Annotated in this window: 16 protein-coding genes; 7 read left to right on the top strand and 9 right to left on the bottom strand. The window is 42.7% G+C overall.

What is annotated here, in order from left to right:
• Window positions 1-2 precede the first annotated feature (2 nt).
• Window positions 3-3494, bottom strand: a complete 3492-nt coding sequence (locus AB1S55_RS15670; RefSeq protein WP_370979117.1) for a DEAD/DEAH box helicase — start codon at window positions 3492-3494, stop codon at window positions 3-5.
• A gap of 1224 nt (window positions 3495-4718) precedes the next feature.
• On the opposite strand from AB1S55_RS15670, the gene AB1S55_RS15675 reads away from it, so the two are divergent.
• The 6 genes from AB1S55_RS15675 (at window position 4719) to AB1S55_RS15700 (ending at window position 11692) form a co-directional block, all read left to right on the top strand.
• Entirely contained in the window at window positions 4719-5450 is a 732-nt protein-coding gene (locus AB1S55_RS15675) for a DUF1287 domain-containing protein (RefSeq protein WP_370979118.1), read from the top strand.
• 273 nt (window positions 5451-5723) lie between these two features.
• A complete protein-coding gene (locus AB1S55_RS15680) occupies window positions 5724-6677 on the top strand; it encodes an ABC transporter substrate-binding protein (RefSeq protein ID WP_370979119.1) in 954 nt (317 codons plus the stop codon).
• Window positions 6678-6739: 62 nt separating this feature from the next.
• Complete coding sequence (locus AB1S55_RS15685; RefSeq protein ID WP_370979120.1) at window positions 6740-8272, top strand: sugar ABC transporter ATP-binding protein; 1533 nt, start codon at window positions 6740-6742, stop codon at window positions 8270-8272.
• Between the two features lie 10 nt (window positions 8273-8282).
• Complete coding sequence (locus tag AB1S55_RS15690) at window positions 8283-9290, top strand: ABC transporter permease (protein ID WP_370979121.1); 1008 nt, start codon at window positions 8283-8285, stop codon at window positions 9288-9290.
• Window positions 9291-9295: 5 nt separating this feature from the next.
• A complete protein-coding gene (locus AB1S55_RS15695; RefSeq protein WP_370979122.1) occupies window positions 9296-10297 on the top strand; it encodes an ABC transporter permease in 1002 nt (333 codons plus the stop codon).
• Window positions 10298-10885: 588 nt separating this feature from the next.
• The gene (locus tag AB1S55_RS15700; RefSeq protein ID WP_370979123.1) at window positions 10886-11692 is read left to right on the top strand and encodes a hypothetical protein; all 807 of its coding nucleotides are present in this window, start codon (window positions 10886-10888) and stop codon (window positions 11690-11692) included.
• A 144-nt stretch (window positions 11693-11836) separates the two neighbouring features.
• On the opposite strand, the gene AB1S55_RS15705 is transcribed toward AB1S55_RS15700, so the two are convergent.
• The 7 genes from AB1S55_RS15705 to AB1S55_RS15735 form a co-directional block, all read right to left on the bottom strand.
• Window positions 11837-12373, bottom strand: a complete 537-nt coding sequence (locus tag AB1S55_RS15705) for a hypothetical protein (RefSeq protein ID WP_370979124.1) — start codon at window positions 12371-12373, stop codon at window positions 11837-11839.
• Between the two features lie 87 nt (window positions 12374-12460).
• Window positions 12461-13114 carry a hypothetical protein gene (locus AB1S55_RS15710; protein ID WP_370979125.1) on the bottom strand — a complete coding sequence of 218 codons (654 nt, stop codon included), beginning with the start codon at window positions 13112-13114 and terminating at the stop codon, window positions 12461-12463.
• 114 nt (window positions 13115-13228) lie between these two features.
• Window positions 13229-13624 carry a helix-turn-helix domain-containing protein gene (locus tag AB1S55_RS15715; protein WP_370979126.1) on the bottom strand — a complete coding sequence of 132 codons (396 nt, stop codon included), beginning with the start codon at window positions 13622-13624 and terminating at the stop codon, window positions 13229-13231.
• A 26-nt stretch (window positions 13625-13650) separates the two neighbouring features.
• A complete protein-coding gene (locus AB1S55_RS15720) occupies window positions 13651-14406 on the bottom strand; it encodes a helix-turn-helix domain-containing protein (RefSeq protein WP_370979127.1) in 756 nt (251 codons plus the stop codon).
• 677 nt (window positions 14407-15083) lie between these two features.
• Entirely contained in the window at window positions 15084-15197 is a 114-nt protein-coding gene (locus tag AB1S55_RS15725) for a helix-turn-helix domain-containing protein (protein WP_370979128.1), read from the bottom strand.
• A 148-nt stretch (window positions 15198-15345) separates the two neighbouring features.
• The gene (locus tag AB1S55_RS15730; RefSeq protein ID WP_370979129.1) at window positions 15346-15543 is read right to left on the bottom strand and encodes a hypothetical protein; all 198 of its coding nucleotides are present in this window, start codon (window positions 15541-15543) and stop codon (window positions 15346-15348) included.
• Window positions 15544-16025: 482 nt separating this feature from the next.
• Entirely contained in the window at window positions 16026-16151 is a 126-nt protein-coding gene (locus AB1S55_RS15735) for a hypothetical protein (RefSeq protein WP_370979130.1), read from the bottom strand.
• A gap of 331 nt (window positions 16152-16482) precedes the next feature.
• Here AB1S55_RS15735 and AB1S55_RS15740 point away from each other — a divergent pair, with 331 nt between their 5' ends.
• On the top strand, window positions 16483-16788 hold the full coding sequence (locus tag AB1S55_RS15740) for a hypothetical protein (protein WP_370979131.1): 306 nt from the start codon (window positions 16483-16485) through the stop codon (window positions 16786-16788).
• Window positions 16789-17373: 585 nt separating this feature from the next.
• On the opposite strand, the gene AB1S55_RS15745 is transcribed toward AB1S55_RS15740, so the two are convergent.
• Window positions 17374-20229 (bottom strand): sugar-binding domain-containing protein, encoded by a 2856-nt coding sequence (locus AB1S55_RS15745; RefSeq protein ID WP_370979132.1) that lies wholly within the window; start codon window positions 20227-20229, stop codon window positions 17374-17376.
• Between the last annotated feature and the right edge of the window lie 117 nt (window positions 20230-20346).

Consider the following 20346-nt stretch of genomic DNA (forward strand, 5'->3'; position numbering starts at 1 on the left):
GGTCACTTTACATACCTCGAAATAATCTTCATATGCCCAAGGTCACCCCAAAGTTTACGATTACCAACCACATAAAAATTCTGCTTAGCCCTAGAAACCGCGACATTCAGAAGATTTACATTAGATGTCGCCCACTGCCGTGCACCATTTTGCATTGGACTTGGAGCACCTAACAATAGGATTACCGTTTGTGCCTCTTTACCCTGAAAGGTGTGTACGGTTCCAATGTTGTCACGGATCCATTGACTTGGATCATCTATACCATAATCCGCTAAACGTTCGCTTTCTTGGCGCATACGTGCGCCCATTTGATCTGCAACCATTCTGAAAGGGGATATCACAAATATATCTGTATCCCCTCTAAACTCATTGATGGTATGTATTAGCATATTGGCAACATGCTCTCCCTCTTCGGGACACCATTTCTCTTGTGCACTACCTTCTATATCAAACCACGCCGTTTGTTCACCGATGAACCGTGTCACTTCAGAGGGTTTGGGCTGCGTTGCGTGTACCATTAGCCCGTTATATGCCATTCGATTAGAAATCTTAAACATCGGATCTTCACAGCGTCGATGAACGAGAAGCGGACTACCAATTCTGATTTCACTTAAATCACGCGGAATAGTTGTACCATAGGAATTGGCATGATCGGATAAAGTTTGCACGGAGGCACTTGGTGCCATCCAATGATAGGGTTCAACACCCATATATTTTGATATACCCTCAACCAGTGTTGGCGGCAAGGTAAAAACAGGCTCAATTTGCAAAGGGTCTCCAACCGACATTACGCGCTTTGCACGGCATATGGCCCCAACAGCCGCTTGAGGCGTCGCTTGCCCAGCCTCATCGATAAGCAACCATCCAATACTATCCTTCGGGAGCTTCTTAAGCATGCGCCCAACGGAAGCGAACGCTGTAGAAAATACAGGTGTAAATAAAAACGCCGTTGACCACAGATGAGGGAGTAACGCTTGCTTATCTTCGGGCAAACTTCCATTACCCAAACAATAAAAATAAGCACCTAGATTCTGACGAACTTGCTTGGCAGAAGCGTCGATAAACGCTTTATGAAGCTCTATTGCCGCAATAAAGACATCATCTCGAATTCTTTGCGCCGCATCGCTATAATTGGGCGTAAACTTTTGCTGGTCATCGTGACTACGCTCCCATAGCTCCGGCGTAACCAGTTTGCCTCCGCAAATCGCCCCTTCTTTTTCAATTACATCGAGTGTTTTTTGATAGGATTTCTTTACGCTCGCAAGTTTTTCATTGAAGGTTTTTAACTGCTTAAACTTTTTATCATAGTCTTTATAAGCGCTTCCTAGTTGACCTTGAGCTTCCGTTAGTTCAGATTGAATAGACTTCAAATCATCGAGCAATAAATTTTGTTTACCTTTCCATTCACGCCAAGTACCGCGTGCAAAAAGGCGTTTGATAAAACTCGGTTTTTCTTTTTCATGACGCTCTTTTTGATGAAATGCATTGCTCTTTCTTAATTCAATTTCCTTTATCTCAGATACAAGCGCTTCTTTCACCTCTTGAGCAGAGCTAACCAAGCCCCCCTGCTCTTCAGCTTTTACAGTTAGTTCACGAATTTGTGTTCTTAGCGCGCCAACTTGACCGCTCGCCTCATATGCACGTTGCGCCCTATCTCTGATGTTTTTCGATTTAGCAAGGGCCTCAGCAAAACGTTGACGCGCTTTTTCCCAACGACGATTTGCTTCTTCTGGGCTGGATGGTGGATCACACTCTTGGACGATTTTCGGAATAATATCCTCACCGTTTTCATCGACCTCTATATCAAGCTGGCCAGATATGGAATAAAAATAGGTCCATAAACCACAATTTTTATCCCACCATGCTTTCTGCGCGAAGTTATTACGATTTGTTGAATTACCGAGTACCGCAGCAATTGAGCCCCATGTTTCTTCTTCACCATCGCTAAGCGCATCGCTTATTGTCTTAAAGTAATTCAAGTCCCCAATATCTTCCGCGACCTGTTCACGTAGAGGCAACTCTTTACTGACATTCTCAACAGCTTTGTTATTGGTTGAGGCCACAACGATTTCATGCCCCCTTAGCGTTTCATCCAAACGATAGAGGTGAACAAAAGCATTGCCGAGCTTCATTTGTCCCGCATGCTCAAATGCGTCATCAGTATTTTTAAATGAATATAGCGCAGTAGCCCGCTCCACAAGCACAGAGGCGACAACATCTCGTAACAACGTTGTTTTACCTGTACCCGGTGGCCCATTAACTGAAAACAACCCACCGTCTTTGAGCTCTTTCATTGCAAGATTTACGGATGTTTGTTGGAGCAATACAAGAGAATGGCGACCTTTACTCGGCCAACGTCCGAGCGGCATATTCTTTGGCTGTAACGCTCGCTCTATGTGAACTTTATCCTTTAGGAGGTCATATTGATTCTGAGGTTTGGTGATCCCCAGATATTCGCTCAGTGCTTTGTTGGGCTCGCCGCTCTCAACACTATGTTTTGCGCGCTGTAAATCCCCCAAAAAGAAGCTGTTCAGGATATCGGGGTCTGGTGCGCCCTTTTTAAAGGATTGGTACTGACGAATAGCAAAGCTTGGAGCGGAGCAATCCTCACTTGGTATATCACAATTATGGGTTAGCCATTTAAATGCTTGCTCGGCCTTATCGAGTGAAAACGGAAGAACTGTTCCGTTAACATCTTGCTTATAGATGATCTTCTCTAAGCCCTCTTTTAGAGCTTCTTCGGCGGCCTCCCACGATTTAAGCTCGTGTAGCCTCCCTTGAAGTGCTCTGGCATACGCCCAACCAAAACTCGATATCGCTAAACCAGTATCAGGAATAGGAACACCATGTCGATCAAGAATGATCAATCCGAGTGAAGCAAGACCTGTGACCGATTGACGCTCAACGCGCTCATCCCTATAAACTGCTAAGAGCTTTTCTGTAGCTTTTTCAAGATCAACGCAACCAAGGTGAACAACATAGAAAAGCTGGGTTTTGGGTCGCGCTTTTTCACCCTTGAACCATGGTTCTTGATTGTGCCGAAGGTAAGCAACAGAGCCACCGGGAATAACAAGGTCTTTTGGCTTTTTATAGCTTTGCGGTGATAGCGCCTCAAGCGCAGTCCAAGCATCAAGAATATCTTCGGGTCTGTTTGCTAGCTCAGCGGGAATATGGCCATCAGCACCCTCAAAGGCATGCTGAGCTGCGCCCGAAATAACGGTTTCCCAATCAAGCTCAACTTCCTCATTTTGACGAGTATCCCGCACAGGCTCATCTATTGGCACCACAGGTGGGGGGACATAATTGGCACTATCTTTTTCTTCTGCACCAAGGTGGGTGCGCACAGTCCCCAATAGGGTCTTAGCACGATGCGTATTACGGTGTAAATCCAGCTCTTCTTCTAACTCTTCAAGAACCGCAACATCGTCTTTTGAACTCTCGAAAACGCCCTCTAGCTCAACAACCTTATACTTAAAATACTTACGCTGCTCCATGTACTTTTGTACTCGCCCCTTACTTTTGTGCTCACCCCTAAATATAAAAACCAGCTGCGACCAATATTACAGATTGCATAACCTAGAGAATAAAAAAATCCATTTAGGATACCTTTCCTGACATTAGCCGTCACCGGTAAAGCCCTGCCCTACAAAGTATTAGGCGCCACAATTTTCTTACTCCCTGAAAATAACATCTAAGGCTTAGCCTCGGCCGTCACACACAGGTAAAACAGTGGCCAACCTTAAACAATGACACACTGATGGTTTTCATATCCAGCAGAGTTGACCTAGATTAAGTCAACATCGGCTTTAAAAGACTTTGAGGAGCCTTTGATAAAAGGCACGCTCCTGGCGGGAGGGCATACTTTTTCTTAGTCATTAAGGAATCAAGGGGCTCGCCCCCCCTGGACTAGCGGAGAAACGGGTAAGTCGCACGTTACGATACAAGTAGATTAACTACACGTACACATATTGCGGGACTATGCTTCTACGCCGCTATAGAACCTGCATCACTTCTAGGCAACAGAAAGCCAAGCGTCGCAATTCTGACACTCCGATCATTATATGTGTCCAGAAGAACTAAGGGGCTAACTCTCGGCAAGCTCAGCAATATCAAAAATGGAACGTAAATACCCACGACAGTTTTGACTACATCAAACTGCTATTAACGCCGGAACAAATTGCGGCGATGGACCTCTACGAGCTTCAGGTATTATCCATTATCGTTAAAACCTGCAAAAAATCAGCTTCAATGGCTGATGCAGGTAGAAAGCTATTTAATGTAAGCCGAAAAAGCGAAAACTTCGAGCAATGATTCACATCGAATTAAGCAGTTATTAGATAAGTACGGGGTCGCATTCGATAGCATCAAAAAGTCATTTTAATCGCTTAAAACTCAGGTGAAAAAGCACTAACCTACTTTATTTAGCCGTCATGTGCTACAGAACAATAGGCTTGCACCACTTTAACGGACATCTTAAAAGCTTGCTTAAATACCACACATTAAGTAATACCTTCGGCACCGCCGAATGAGAGAGTGAGTAATGCCTCAAAGACCTTTGGTTTCTACATCGGGAGCTTACTCATAAGAATCACCGAAGTGCTCTGTAGCCGCCCTAGTATCGTTAGCAATCATATTTTTACACGAGGGAATACAGGGAGTAACTTTGTTTTTTGGTCTGTGATAAAAACAAATAGCGTATTATTTTCGGCAAGATAAGTATGTCTAAGCCTACTTTTAAGCGCTGCTACAAAGTAAGTGATAAAGTTATCCAGCCAAGCAAGATGCTCGGCTTCGGTGATAACAAGGCCGTATTTCGTGGAGGCTGTGTGCGTAGAATTATTTTTGTTATAGTTTGTTGTGCTTCGACGAACGCATCTGCGTTAAGTTTCGAACAAGATATTGTGAGCGCAGCACATGAAAGAACGAATCATGCTGTGCGTTATGATGGCGCGTACATGGCTATCGACTATCCATGGGGTGACGTGCCCAAAGAAATAGGAGTGTGTACGGATGTCGTTATACGTTCTTATCGCAGCTTGGGGGTCGATCTTCAGCAGTTAGTTCACGAAGATATGAAGGCGAATTTTAGTTTGTACCCTTCAACACGAATATGGGGTCTTAAACGCCCCGATAAGAACATTGATCACCGACGGATACCAAATCTTCAAGCTTTTTTTGAACGTCACGGTCAAAAGTTACCCGTCACGCTTAATGCCAAAGATTATAGGCCCGGTCACCTCGTAACGTGGATGCTGCCTGGCAACCTACCCCACATTGGTATCGTTAGTGAAAGAATGAACCCAGCTACTGGCAACCCAATGATCGTGCATAACATTGGCCGTGGCCCAGAGCTGCAAGACATGTTGTTCAACTATAAAATTACTGGCCATTATCAATACGTACCAGAGAAATATAACAGGGCAAGCCCTGAGCCCGAGGCGCTGCGCTAAAAAACCAGCCCTTGATCATGAAACGAGTACTTCTAGCTATACGCTGATATTCCTGAGCAGCCAGAACACTGTTTTAGAGGCATAACAGATAATCGTGCGCTGTGTCGTTACTCTAAGTCCAACTTGATCAACATTAGCTCAAAAACACTTAAATATATCCTCCTAATGTGGTTAGAATGTATGAGCTCTATGGGTGCCACTTGCATGGCTCCCATACTTACAATCGCTACTATCTAAATAACTAAAATAACTTGCGAATGGACGATAAGAATAATGAAAAAATTAGCAGCCCTGCCCCTACTTTGCTTACTCTCAAGCGTGGCTTTTTCAGCCCCACCTTTAGAGAAAAAAGAGCTCTATAAAGTCGGTTTTGCCCAATCTGAAAACAACAACCCTTGGCGTATCGCCGAAACAAACAGCTTTAAAGATGTCGCCAAAGAATGTGGTTGGCAGCTGATCGTATCCGATGCCGCTAGCTCTGCCTCTAAGCAAGTTTCAGATGTCGACTCGATGATAGCCCAAGGGGTGGATGTTATTTTCTTGCCTCCACGAGAAGAAAAACCGCTGGTACCGGCTGTTAAAAAGGCAAAAATGCGCGGTATCCCCGTCTTTCTTGTCGACCGTAAAGTGGATGAACGTATTGTCAAACCTGGGGTTGATTACGTTACCTTTCTAGGTTCGGATTTTGTAAAACAAGGCGAACGTGCTGCCGAGCAACTGGCCAAGCTCTCTGGCGGTAAAGGTAAAGTCATTCAACTGGAAGGCACCACCGGAGCCACCTCTTCTCGCGATCATATTATTGGTTTTAACCGCGTTATTGATACCTACCCAGAGATGACTATTGTCGCTTCACAATCTGGTGACTACGCTCGTGATCGCGGTCGAAAAGTGATGGAAACCTTACTTCAAGCCCACCCAGATGTAAGTTTGGTCTGGGCACACAATGACGAAATGGCGCTCGGTGCCATCAGGGCTATTGAAGCTGCAGGTTTAGTACCTGGTAAAGATATCATCATTGGCGGTAAAGACGGTACGCGTGATGGCTTGCAAGCTATTTTAGATGGCAAGCTCGCCTTTATTGTCGAATCGACCCCTAAGTTCGGCCCGCTCGCATGTAAAACCATGCAGCGTTATGCAAACGGTGAAAAGATTCCAACGTGGATTAAAACCGAAGATCGCTTGTTTGATGCCTCTAATGCCGCAGAGCATATCGCAGACGCATTCTAGTTAATATCATCTCTGGGCCGTGCTCTTTTCGGCCCGTGTTTTCTCTACCCAAGGAAGCAACCATGAGTAGCGACACCCCTATTCTAGAGGTTAAAGGCGTCAATAAAGCCTTTAATGCTATCCCTGCATTAAGCAAAGTAAACCTGAGCATTCATGCCGGTGAAGTACGCGCATTAATTGGCCAAAACGGTGCTGGTAAATCGACGTTAATCAAAATTCTAAACGGCGCTTATAAACTAGACAGCGGCCATATTTCCTTTAATGGCAAAACGGTTAACTACGCCTCCCCTCATCAAGCGCAGTTGGATGGTATGAGCACCATTTTCCAAGAGGTGAATTTACTCGGTTATAGAACGGTTACTGAAAATATCGTTATTGGCCGAGAAATTAAAAAATTTGGCATGATCGACTGGGCAGCGTGCAGCCGCTTTGCCAAAGCCGCACTCGAGGTGCTGGGTTTGGATATTGACGTTAACAAGCCCTTAGACTCTTACAATGTGGCAATACAGCAGCTTATTGCCATTGCCCGCTCCATCGCGTTTGATGCCAAGTTGTTGATTATGGATGAGCCCACAGCGTCTCTCGACGATGCCGAAAAACTCACTCTATTTAAAGCCGTCAACGAATTAAAAGCCAAAGGCGTAGCGATTCTATACGTCAGCCATCACCTTGAAGAGCTGTTTGAAATCTGTGATTCGGTGTCGGTCATGCGTGATGGCTGCCTGCTTGAGACTCATGATATCCATGCACTGAGTAAAATGGATATGGTTGCCAAAATGCTGGGTAAAGCAGTGGATGAGGTTAGCCATGATCTACATGCTCGCCCTGAAGCATGTCCCAATAGCGAACAAAGCATCTTAGATGTGCAAGATATTTCCGGAAGCGGTGTTTTACGCAAGGTAAGTTTTGAGCTAAAACCAGGGGAAATTCTTGGTCTAGCTGGGCTTTTAGGCGCCGGACGCAGTGAAGTTGCCCGCCGAGTCTTTGGTGCCGATATCGACGCGTCATTTAAAGGCGTGATTCGCATTGGGGAAACGGTCATTGGTGTCGAAGGCCCCAAAACTGCTATAAAAAACGGCCTCGCCTTTTGTTCCGAAGATCGAAAAAATGAAGGCATTATTCCACATATGTCAGTGCGAGAAAACTTATCCTTAGTTGTGCTCGATAGTCTGTCAAAACATGGCTTTATTGATAAAGAAAAAGAAGTCGAGTTGGTTGATAGGTTTATCAAATTACTCAAGATCAAAGTATCCGATATGGAACAGCCCATCTCACAACTGTCTGGAGGCAACCAACAAAAAGTGCTGCTGGCACGCTGGATGGCGAACAACCCTCAAGTGCTCATTCTCGACGAACCTACACGCGGTATCGACATTGGCGCTAAATCAGAAATTCGCGATCTGATTTTATCACTCTCTGCTCAAGGCATGGCAGTGTTATTTATTTCATCTGAGTACGAAGAAATTTCGTCAACCTGCCACCGTGTATTAATGATGCAAGAAGGTTGTTCCTACGGGCAACTGGATTACGAACATGTCTCCGAGGCCGCCATTTTGGATGCCTTAGGCAAAGATCAAACCATGGCAGTCAATTAGGAGGCACATAGTGGAATCGATACCTTACCAAGAGCAAAACAACAGCCGCTTTGCTACTCAGTTGAAAACGTGGATTAAAAGCAACGGCGCACTCACGGCCCTTATTTTACTTCTGCTTGCCAACGCGCTGATTACCCCCAACTTCTTTGCGATGCAGACTTTATATATCAACCTAACTCAAGTTACCCCCATCGCCATTGTTGCGATCGGTATGTGCTTGGTGATCGCATCAGGTGGTGGCGGTATTGATATCTCGGTTGGCTCGGTACTGGCATTAGCCGGAGCACTGGCGCCACTGGTGTTTATGTCCGATTTTGGCATAAACAACCCCGCACTTGGCATTGCTTTGGCGATCACATTACCGCTATTAGTGGCGAGTTTTTGTGGCTTATTTAATGGCTTTTTAGTTGGCCACTACAAAATACAACCGATGATCGCAACCCTCGTGTTATTTATATCTGGCCGAGGCATCGCTCAAGTACTGACCGGTGGCGATATTCAAACTTTTAATAACAAGGCCTTTCAATATATTGGCACAGGGAAAATACTTGGCCTGCCCGTTCAGGCCTTGATTCTCATTTTAATGGCGCTTGCGGTATCCATCTTTATTAAAAAGTCGATGTTTGGCCGCTACCTGTTAGCCGTTGGCGGTAACGAAAAAGCCGCTTCTTTATGCGGCTTACCAAGCTACAAAGTTAAATTAGCTGTTTATGCTTTTTGCGGATTTTGTGCAGGTTTAGCTGGTTTATTTACCACCGCCATTAACTCGGCATCGGATGCTAATACCGCCGGCTTATTAATGGAGCTGGATGCCATTGCCGCCGCTGTTGTTGGTGGCACTATTATGGCCGGAGGGCGAGCCCCCGTTATTGGTGCCGTTATTGGCGCTCTGGTTATACAGATGATGTCTTACACCTTATTAGCCAATGGTATTTCCGACTCCGTGGCAATGGTCGCCAAGGCCGTCATTATTATCGCGGCTATTTACCTTCAAATGCACTCTAAAAATAAAGGCTAGGTTTTATGAAACTCAATAAACTGTTTGGCCGAAGCCAACACCCGCTACTGCGAACAGAAGCCGTTTGGGTCGCCCTTACATTAATGATTGTTTTTGCAAGTTTTCGCTACGACAACTTTTTATCGGCCTACAACATTGAAAGCTTTTTAATTTACAACTCCATGTTTATTTTAATCGCTATCGGCATGTGTTTTGTGATCATGACCGGCGGTATTGATTTATCTGTGGGTGGGGTCGCAGCCCTTGCAAGTGTCACCGCAGCTTTTGTTAGCCCTCATGGCATTCTACCGGCCATGCTCGCCGGCGCCTTTACCGGCCTTGCCTGTGGAGCGATCAATGGTTTTGTGGTGGTAAAACTACGAATTGCCCCATTTATTGCAACTCTAGCGATGATGCTGGCTTCACGAGGCGTCGCTTTAATCGCTTCCGACCGCCACTCAGTACCTATTTCATGGGAAAGTAACTTTACCGTTTATGGCATGGGACACATGTTTGACCTCATCCCTTGGACCGTGGTGGTATGTTGTGTAATCGCCGTCGGTGCCTGGTTTTTGCTAGAGAAACTCCCCTTTGGCCGCTCCGTGTTAGCCGTGGGCGAAGATGAAGAAGCGGCAAAACTAATGGGCCTAAAAGTCAACCGCACCTTGATAACCGTTTACTTAATGTCTGGTACTTTAGCCGGTATTGCCGGTGTCACCCTTGCCGCTAGTTTTGGTGCAGGCCAGCCACTCGAAGGCATAGGCTGGGAGCTGCTGGCAATTGCAGCTGTGGTTGTTGGTGGCACCTTATTAACCGGTGGTTTAGGCTCCATTACCGCGTCTATCGCAGGGGTGATACTCATGGGCTTAATCTTTAATATTCTTAACTTTGAAAACGGTAAAGGCAGCTTTGAAATCAGCACGTATTGGCAGTCTGTTATACGTGGTGCTTTTTTATTACTGGTACTTGTCGTACAGGCTGAATTACTTAAACGGCTAAAAAAACGACGTTCTGAGCAAACGGTTTAATGGTGTGAGATTTAAATAACGGCGGACAACTTATGAATTCCGCGTGGAGAAATCCACGCATCTTTTTTAACACTTGAAACAAGAAAGCCCTATCAACAGAAAACAAGATACGCTTCGATAGCTTTTAGCTTAAGCTCCTCCATAACAACGGCAGGGCCATTTGAAACCGTACTAATTTAATACGTTTTCTACCCGCTGTGGCAGCCTCTCGTGGTTTGAAAAACCATCTTGAGCCTATACGTTATATTTTAATACAAGATCAACTACCTTAAACCCTACTCTTGGGGTAATAAGCCCTCCTGTTTTATTGTATATACACAACATCTCCATCAATCGCGGCTTATATAAGTCACTCTCTGTATGCTTGGGATCAAAGTCTTAAACTTACATTTCTGCTTAACTCTTGCTTGAGTATCACAGCTTGTATAGGGCTATCCTATCTAATTGTGAAACTGCCATTATCCAATGTGTGTTAAGATACCCACTTGCTAATAGGACCTGGAGCATTTTGTGTATCGCTCCCTTTATGGCAGCTTTTAATAGATCAAATTTCAAGCGTATTTAAAATTCAGAAAAAGGACGTTGTAGATGTTAGCTAGGGAATTAAAACTACTGACACTTGCTGTTGTTAGTGGTTCACTCATCGCCTGTGGCGGTGAATCGCAAGAAGCCCCAGAACAAGAAACTAAAGAAGTAAAGCTAAGTGCTGAGTGTGTCAGCACTAAAACCCTTGCTTTATCTGAAGACGTGAGTTATGGCGACGGCTCTGATGGTGAGTTTTTACTAGCTGCAGATGAGAGCCATGAATTAGATAGAGTTACCTACAATTTCACCCGAGTCATCTTAAATTCCGGCTCTCATTTAACTCTTTCTGGCGACTTACTTGCAAGCACCGAGCAAATTATAATCAACTCTCAAGGAGGCTGCGAGCTACTTGGAGATATCGATCTTACCGGTTTCGAAGGGGGGCTTACACTTAAATGCGGAACTAGAATCACGATGACGGGCTCTTACAATCATCCTGATGGTAGTACTCAACTTTTAACTCCCGAAGACTCACTTGAAAGCAGCGAAAACTCAAACAATATTAGCGAAGCAACTATCTCTTCAAGTTCTATCGATTTATCAGCAGCTGAATTCACAACAGCATCTGTCAGTTTTATAGGCGGGGATTTGACGGTTAATGACGGTATTACCATAAGTAATGAAGACCCAACGACAGTAACAAGCTTAAATTCAGGAAACTTAAGCTTAGAATCGGACCTAGAAAATACGACTGCTGAAACGCCTCCTATTGTGATCAATGATACTGGGCTTGAAATAGATAGCGAGCCAGAAGACACTTCACACATTTCTGCTGATAGTTCAGAAAGTCAGATCAGTTGTACAAGCTAATTAGATACTATGCACTACTATGTATTCATTAGGTGCTAACGATATTTACTAAAAAATTACTGCTGAACGACTCAAGTAAAAAAGCGGCCAGGTTTATAATAAAAACTCTTTAACCTGGCCCCACTTTAGAAGCTACCCACGTCGCTAAACCTCAGAAACGACAAATGTGTTTAAACTTAAACGCACTACTAATGATTTAAAATCACTACGTAATTCAGTTGAAACCAAACCAGTATTACTGTCATATAAGCTGTACTTTCCGCCATCTAAAATAAGCAAGCCATAAACATGCACATCATTACCTAACCAAACCTTTGTTCCTACATTATATTTAGTTAAAACCCCTTCCACTGCGGTATCTAATTTAGTTTGAACACCCGGCAGAGAAGCTACAGCGGCATTGACTTGGGCATCCAAACTTTCAAGAGCAATCAACTCCTCTCCCATTGAAATAATTTCATTAGAAGAAAAATCTTGAATACCATAAACACCTGGGTGCTCATTGGTATTTAACCATTCGGTAGATAACAAAGAACAAAATTGATTTATATAAATCCAACCGACACCAGGGCTAAGGGTTTCCACCAAATACTCAACACGTCTTGAACCAATCGTAGACAAATCTAGCCACAATGATGGATTAGAGTTAGATATCTTACCGACAACAACAACGTTAGCCATAACAGAACCTATTAATAATTGAAAGATATTATTAAATAACAAAACATAATAAAAGGATGGAGTATTTTCATACCCCACCCGACAGAATCAACTTTGCTTAAAGCTAAATTCATCAATACCTAAACCATTATTACCTCGAGTCCACTCCACAGAAACACCTGTAGTACCCGCCACCAAATCGAACTCCGTCATTGATGAAAAATCTTGCAACGTGAAATTCTTACCAACCAATGTTGGATCAGCCGCCATAAAATATATTTTTGGCTCAAGCTCTAATGAAACAGTTTTTCCTTGATTAATAACATCATTAGAGTTCACACCAACATTTACAACAGGAAGCCCTTTGTTAGTCCAAGTCATAGATAAACTAGTAACAGGAGAATTACAGTTATTAATCACACCAGCCTGAGCACTCGTAAGATTTCCTTGATTTACGTTTTTAGTAGATAAAATAGGGCCCTGACCATTTGGGTTTGTTGCAGAGAAAAGCTCACCAGGATTAATAGAATAAACAGGAGATTGCGGCCCTGGTGGGTTACCACTAGAGGCATCACCAACCTGAACACCTAAATCAATTACATAATCAAAATCCTGACTCCCCCCTATCGCTGGATTAAGATCCTGCCACGCAATATACTGAAAATTACTAGATGCCTTTACAGGCTTCAAAAAAACTAAAACATGATTTGTAGTTGGTATAGAAAGATTATTTTTTACTGTAAATGTAGTAGTTACTGACATTAGATATATCCTTTATTTAAATTCCCAAAAAAGGCATTAAGATTCCCCATGAATCAAGCCTTTAAAAAATATATCAACACACAAAAAACACATCTATTTCAATTAAACAATCAATTATTTAATATCAACAATATTATTACAAAGCTTCATATAGGAAATAGGACAAACCCCATTTTCCCGCTTAAAAGCCGTTGAGAAATTATTCCTATCTGAGTATCCAGAACTTTCAGCCAACTCATCCATACCAATAAAATCATTAGACACCAGCTTAGCTCTAGCATAATCCATCCTAACTTTAGTTAAATATTTATATACACTAACCTTATATCTTTCACGAAAACTAGATGATAGAGTCGTTCTATTAGTACAGAACTGAATCGACAAGGATTTTAGTGTTATTTTTTTTGAAAAATTTCCCTCAACATACAAAGCCACTTTCAGCGCCAACCCGTATCTTTTCCTGTCATTTAAAATCCCCCCACCCTCCTTTATTAAATCATAACCACCCATAAACCCCGCTCCTTGACAAAAATATGTCACAAAGATGTGGACGACAGACTAGTATTAACCATCAATTTTCTATGAGTTGATGGACTAGCACCAAATGTCTTCTTAAACAATGAAGAAAAGTTAGATGTTTCTTCATAACCAACTTCAATAGAAATCTGTTGTATAGATAAATTAGAGTAATGAAGTAAGAACTTTGCCTTATCCATTCTTTGTTCTCTCAACCAAGAGAATACCCCCCTGCCTGTTACTTCCTTAAATGCTTTTGCTAGAGTATTTCGATTTGTACTTAACTCACACGCAAGGCTATTTAAGGTATGGATAGAGCCAATATTATTCATAAGGTGAATCATTGCCCTTGACACCAATAATGAGCTAGGAGACTCCATCTCTTGAAAACACTGATAACCAAGTGCATTTGAGATCAAACTGACGCGATTCACCACCTCGCGATAAATAAATGGATATGTAAGGCAATCATAGCTGCCCAGCTCATAAGCCCTATTTCTTGAAGACGCATCACTACCAATAAGTGATACAACCAATAAGTTACTTCTACCTTTTGAACACACTTGAAACAACTTAGAAAAATCATTTATACAATCAACAATTATGATTTTTTTTTGCTTATTAAAATTTATGAAAGCTGACTGATGAGATACAACATTATAATTTTCTGATCTAAGCAAACACTCCAATTCTGAAGTGTATTTATTAGAATTGCTTACTATATGGATAGATCTTTCTGCATTTACCATCAAATACAATCCTTGTTGATCTGTCATAGTTCGACACCACAAAAACGGCCCATATAAATCGTTAAGGCAGGGCCATAAATGTTCAATAATTCTATAATCAAAGTCATTTTAGATATTATTCAATCGTCATAGATTATTATGATTGCGTAATAAAAACCAACAAAGCAGAAACTGATGAAAAAATGATTAACCCTCAATCTAGCCTTAATGAAACTAATCAATCACCTACCTATCACCTAGACGCCCCCAAATACAAGATAGGGAATTATAAAACTCAAAGTTTTTACGTGTTTTTAATAAGTAATCGTACAGAAGGTGCCAACTAAAACACATAGCAACAAAGCGATAGGAGACTAAATACCCAACCTAAAAACAAACAAAACAATGAGTATAGTCAACACAAATATCGGAAGTGAAAAATGTGAATGCATGCACTAAATTCGCCCCAACACAGTGCAATTTGCTAATTAAACTAGGATTTAGAATTAAGGTAACAACCCCAGTTTTATGGTAGAAAGCCATCCTATCCTAAGCGTATAAAAATATATTTTTTACAATATATGAGGTAACAAAATCATTTAAAGACAACAATATATATCACACAAGAAGCTTTCCAAACAGATCAAGCCCCCAATAGCCTTAGGTAGACCCTGCATAGGGTTTCATTGTTAACAGCCTGTGTTTCTTAAAGAATCATAAATAAGCTAAGTATTCACTAGGCGCTGACGATACTCGTCTGGTGTTACGTTATAAAACAGTTTGAATGCGCGGGTGAAGGGTGATGGAGAAGAAAAGCCACACTCCAGGTCTATTGTCAAAACAGGTAGGTACTAGTGAGAAGGGTCATCCATCATCTGCTTAGCATGCTTTACTCTTAGGTTGAAGTTTGGCGATTCTATGTGCTTTCACACTGCCCTACTTACGCGGTATTCGGTACATTAAGTTTTTGCGCAACATTATCCACTTTCAGGCTTGGCTGTAAAAACACTTGTTCGTCGCCTGAATGACTTGCACTAGGACATAGTATTCAGTTTGAGACTTAATACTGCGCTCTTTTGGCTCCACCTCATCTAGGCCTCTAGATTCCAAAGCGCAAGCTACTAGGCTTTTATCACCACCAACACATTCATCTAGCTGTACTTTTAACTTCGCTTTTAGCTTCATTTTTGAAACATACGATCGTTGCTGCCAATACATCAGCAGCTGATGTAACGATTAATACCTCAATACCCGCAAGAGCAGCAAAGAAAAGCTGAATGAAGAGCCCTGTTATCGCCTGCACAAGCTTAGCGCAACTAAAGACAGTCCAATCAAAAACCCCTAAAAACATGAAACGCTGTAAACGTTCATCTTTGTGTTGCTTTGCAGAGAAGTTACGACAACCTTCCCTCAATGCTAACAAGAGAAAACAGGGCGATAACAAACCAATGGTTTCAATAAAAAAAACAGGTAGCTGCTGGCTTGGAGGCTGGAAGGATTAGTTTGCGCCCATTGACTATAGAAACTGAGCCCTTCCATACCCACCATTGATATAGCGGCAACAATCGTGACCAACACATGCGGCCAAGCTATAGGGCCCTCTCCACGAAACAAAGATCGTGAAAGTAACCAATAGCCATTACAGGTCATACAGGCCCCCATCCCAATTAGATGCGGAATGGGCCAAGACTCGCACCGGTAAGCTGCTTAGCAGCCCCCATAGCTATAGAGCCACTAAATAAAGCAAAGAGGATATGAATAGTCCACTTTTCTTTAACGACAAGCTGAGCCAATAACGCACTTAGGCTCACAACAATAATAGAGAATTGAGTATATCAATCAATGAATCAGCTCATTCGTCAGTGATGGGTTCTTGGCAGAAGCTTAAAGATAAATAGCCAATAATTCTGAAATCGATGCGACCCCTAGTGCTAAAAAACTAAAGATAGAGCTCGCCCATGTTTGAGGGGGTATAGAAATAAGCAAAGCAAACGAAAGCTAAAAACCTTAAGTAAGCCCTTAGTAAACCTTAAGTAGTACAACGGTTTAAGTCTCAAACAAGACACTTTTTAACGCAGAAATAACACCTAGTTTCGTTACAAGTGTTAATACTAGGAAAAAAACATGACTAGAACATCCACACCGCTTTCCTCAAGCACTACTCAACAAGAAAAACTGGTTAAACCGATCCCTATCACTTGGTTTGTTGTAACCGCCATTGGCCAGTGGTTATTTGTACTGTACATCCTTGCCTATTACGGTTTACGATTTGGCTCTTTAAGTATAGCGGGCTTTAAAGGAACCCATCTCGCAAACGGGTTTATTGAGGGTGACGCACTAGGCAATATAGCACTAGCCATTCATATTCTCGTAGCCAGTATGATTATCGCTGTCGGCCAAATTCAGCTCACCCCTATCATTCGGCAGTAATAACCCCGTCTACATTGGTTTTATATGCTCTCGTCAATTGCGGTGAGTATTGCAGGCATCCACCTAGTTTGGTCTCGTGAGCGGGCAATTGGCTCTTCTGTATAGGGTATTGGCATTACTGTGGGAGAGCTATTGGTACTCGCATTTATGCCCCTTGCTTTATATTACGCACTAAGATGAGACTTTTCCCGACATAAACGCAGGGTATTACGTTATTTATGACAATAGTGCTGTTTGGTTTTTACGGCTAATCGTCTTTAGCTGTATGATCGTAACCGGCAGCATGGGTATGAATATGCAAACCTTTTCTGCCCCCCTTCTTAACATCGCGCTCTTTGTACAATACCTTCTACCACTTGCCATACTAGAGCTTTACCTAAGGGCGTAAAAAAGTCACTCTAGCTCTTTTAACTATACAGTTGCGTGTATTGTATTTTTAATGACAACCATCATGGCAGTGGGGTTATTGGTATAAGCCTGTTTGCTTGGCTTCCTTACATCGTTGCTTAAACAGCAGAAAGCGACTAAAGAGAGCGAGTAAATGCGGCCGGTACAAACTAACTTACCGGCCACATCTATATTTGCTTATTTAAAATTTACAGGAGCAAAGCCGCCTACTTCACCTTTATCGTTTAAGGTCGCAATACGAAGGTTTTTGGCGTTTAACCAAGCACGATCATTGATTGTAATAAACTCAGAATAAGACTGATGAGTATCCATGCTTAGCTTAATGCCATCAGCGGCGTGAGCAACTATGCGATAAGCTACAGAGCCGCGCACTGGTGTGAGCTGAATAATCATGCCAGATTCGGTCTGTATCGCTTGTGCATCATGAGGAGGCTCAAGCCCCTCTAGCCCCTGTAATACAACCTTGTACTCTTGGCTCCAATCACTATCAATGGTGCCTGTAATAAGGCGCCTAAATTGAAAGTAATGTGTTTTACCAGGGCTAATAGCTGGCGCCCGTGTTGCACCCTTAGTTTGCACAATATGGCTATGGCTATAAACACCCGGCTCTAAGCCATAACGAAGCTCAAAAGCAAAGTCGTTACGACCAACAGAAAAGCCTATATGAAAAGCATCACGCTTGCCTTCTGTCGCCCAAATAATGGGAGGTAGTTCATTGGGGGCGGTACTCACCTTGGGGGAGTCACCCGCTTTACTTTTTCCCGCCTGATTCAGTGCAATTAAACGAAGGCTATATTCTTGTTGAGGCTGCAAACCTGTAACTTCTGCAAAGTCGTTAATAGTCGGCTTTCCTTCAAAGACCTTGCCTTGTTCATCAACAGCAATTAATTGGTACTCCGTCGCCAAAGGTGAACGTTTAAAGTGCACTCGAATGGTATCCAGTGATATATGAGTAGCGCTTATTTCTGGCACTGGCGGTGTTTTAGCATCATGGCTAACAACTTGAGCAACATAGCCATCAGGTGCCAACAGTGTGGCTTTTAAACTTGCGTACTCACCTTCGTAAGGCACGGTATAGACAGGCGCACTATCACCCGGTTTTAATGTCGGCAATGCAAACTGGCCAACGGCCTTAGTTTCACCCGCGCTATCAAGCACCTGCCACAACAAGCGGTAACCTTTCATTGTATAAGCTGGGAAGCTATCTAAAGAGCGAGAGCTAAGCTTAATTTCAGGCTTATCGCCTTTGGTATTTAAATCAAAGGTTTCAAGTGGCGAATAGAAATTTTGAAGCTTGTTAAAAGAGCGCTTAGGATTGCGGTAAGACGTTAATACCCCCCAAGCACGATTTTGTGAGAAGTCGGTTGTCCAACTCGGTTTTTCATCGTACCAAGTACTGCGATAGTCACTAAAGGCAAAGTGAGATGTGCCCATTAAATAAGGGTATTTTCGTAAAGGCCCCATTAATTTTTCCACATCAAGCACAGATTCATTAGGATCTACGCCATCCAGCGCTGTACCTATTTCCGAAAAGAAAATAGGTTTATTTGGGTGGTATGAATCAACCACTTTTAAGCGTTCTTCATGATCACCGTATTTATTAAACATAATAATGTCTGAAAAACGAGAGGGGTCATTCTCTTGGTAATCTGCTGAATAAGATATATAAACAGCAAGACGAGTAGGATCTAAGGCTTTAGCATGTTCGATAGCGCCCTTAACATATTCCATCACCTTAGGGTTTTTATTTAAATCGCCAATTTCGTTACCGACGCTGCGTGCAACCACCGAGGGGTGATTGTAGTTATCAGAGACAAGGCGCTCTAACCATTGCTTAGGTAGAGGGTGATCAGGGTCAACTAATGCATCCTTACCCCAAAGGGCGACTTCTTCAACAACTAAGAAACCGGCTTCATCAAGATAATCTAAATATTCTTTGGGTAATGCAGGGCCCGACAAACGTGCAAAGTTAGCATTGAGTGATTTCAGTAAATCGACATCTTCTTTAATGCGAGACAGCGGCAGTGAATTTCCATCAAAGCGATCTTCGGGCACCATATTCAAGCCGACTAAACGAACTTGCTCGCCGTTAAGATAAAACTCACGACCTCTTACCTCTACTTTGCGAATACCAAAACGGTCTTGATGTGTATGAACAGGCTTACCGTTAACACGCAGTGTGGTTTTAATATGGTAGAGATTAGGATCGTTGAAATGCCAAAGCGCAACATCTTTGGCAGCAAGCACTTGTGATTGAACAAGGGTTAGACTTTCACCGGCTTTAAGTTGATGCGTTTGTTCGCTGGGGTACTGAGCCACCAACTCTCCTTCACGCAACAAGCTAAAATCAGCACTCACTGTGATGTCTTTTTTAGCTAGGTTGGATAAAAAGGCCTGCATTTTAATATTGGCACTGCCATTTTCCAGATTCGGCTCGGCTGTCACATATACTTTTTCAATATGTGTTTTAGGTCGTATATCAAGATAAACGGGCCGACGAATACCCCCCCAGTTCCATACCGCACCCCGTCTAAAGCGGTTGTTTACTTTAACCACTAAGGTATTCAGGCCTCTTTTCTTGAGCACCTTAGAGACATCAAAATCAAAAGCCATAAAGCCCAGTTTGTTTTCTCCAAGGTATTGGCCATTTAACCAAACTTGCGAATCGTGGTAGACGCTATCAAAGACCAAACGTACTTGCTGCGAACGCCAATCTGAATCACTTTTGAACTCTGTTCGATACCAAGCATCGCCCATATAAGTACTGTAACGATCGTAAGTATCCCAAACACCTGGCACAGCAATACGATCCCAATTACTGGTATCGGTTTTAAGCTTCCACCATTTTTCAGTGTCGGCTCGCTTATATGGGTCTATTTGAAACTGCCAGTCCCCTGCTAAAGAAACTTGTGTGGAAGCCAGTTCTGACTCCGTGCTCTGATATTTTGCAGCCCCATAACTTAAACTACAAATATGAAGAAATACAATGGATAGTAAAACCCTAAAAGGTGTTCTACACATCAACTTAAGCATGCTTATTCCCTATAAAAATTATGATCTTATTAATAAGAGTGTGGCAACACGCCTAAATGACACTTAGCTATCGCCAAGTGAAGCTTGGCTTTGCACAGATACTAATAAAAATGCGTT

The organism is Agaribacterium sp. ZY112 (genome assembly GCF_041346925.1).
GTDB lineage: Bacteria > Pseudomonadota > Gammaproteobacteria > Pseudomonadales > Cellvibrionaceae > Agaribacterium.

What these genes read in the sequence shown, in the direction of transcription:
- AB1S55_RS15720 (WP_370979127.1), bottom strand. Translation starts at nt 14,406, where the DNA reads ATGACAGATCAACAAGGATTGTATTTGATGGTAAATGCAGAAAGATCT.
- AB1S55_RS15695 (WP_370979122.1), top strand. Translation starts at nt 9,296, where the DNA reads ATGAAACTCAATAAACTGTTTGGCCGAAGCCAACACCCGCTACTGCGA.
- AB1S55_RS15710 (WP_370979125.1), bottom strand. Translation starts at nt 13,114, where the DNA reads ATGTCAGTAACTACTACATTTACAGTAAAAAATAATCTTTCTATACCA.
- AB1S55_RS15705 (WP_370979124.1), bottom strand. Translation starts at nt 12,373, where the DNA reads ATGGCTAACGTTGTTGTTGTCGGTAAGATATCTAACTCTAATCCATCA.
- AB1S55_RS15745 (WP_370979132.1), bottom strand. Translation starts at nt 20,229, where the DNA reads ATGCTTAAGTTGATGTGTAGAACACCTTTTAGGGTTTTACTATCCATT.
- AB1S55_RS15685 (WP_370979120.1), top strand. Translation starts at nt 6,740, where the DNA reads ATGAGTAGCGACACCCCTATTCTAGAGGTTAAAGGCGTCAATAAAGCC.
- AB1S55_RS15680 (WP_370979119.1), top strand. Translation starts at nt 5,724, where the DNA reads ATGAAAAAATTAGCAGCCCTGCCCCTACTTTGCTTACTCTCAAGCGTG.
- AB1S55_RS15675 (WP_370979118.1), top strand. Translation starts at nt 4,719, where the DNA reads ATGTCTAAGCCTACTTTTAAGCGCTGCTACAAAGTAAGTGATAAAGTT.
- AB1S55_RS15730 (WP_370979129.1), bottom strand. Translation starts at nt 15,543, where the DNA reads ATGAAGCTAAAAGCGAAGTTAAAAGTACAGCTAGATGAATGTGTTGGT.
- AB1S55_RS15700 (WP_370979123.1), top strand. Translation starts at nt 10,886, where the DNA reads ATGTTAGCTAGGGAATTAAAACTACTGACACTTGCTGTTGTTAGTGGT.
- AB1S55_RS15740 (WP_370979131.1), top strand. Translation starts at nt 16,483, where the DNA reads ATGACTAGAACATCCACACCGCTTTCCTCAAGCACTACTCAACAAGAA.
- AB1S55_RS15715 (WP_370979126.1), bottom strand. Translation starts at nt 13,624, where the DNA reads ATGGGTGGTTATGATTTAATAAAGGAGGGTGGGGGGATTTTAAATGAC.
- AB1S55_RS15670 (WP_370979117.1), bottom strand. Translation starts at nt 3,494, where the DNA reads ATGGAGCAGCGTAAGTATTTTAAGTATAAGGTTGTTGAGCTAGAGGGC.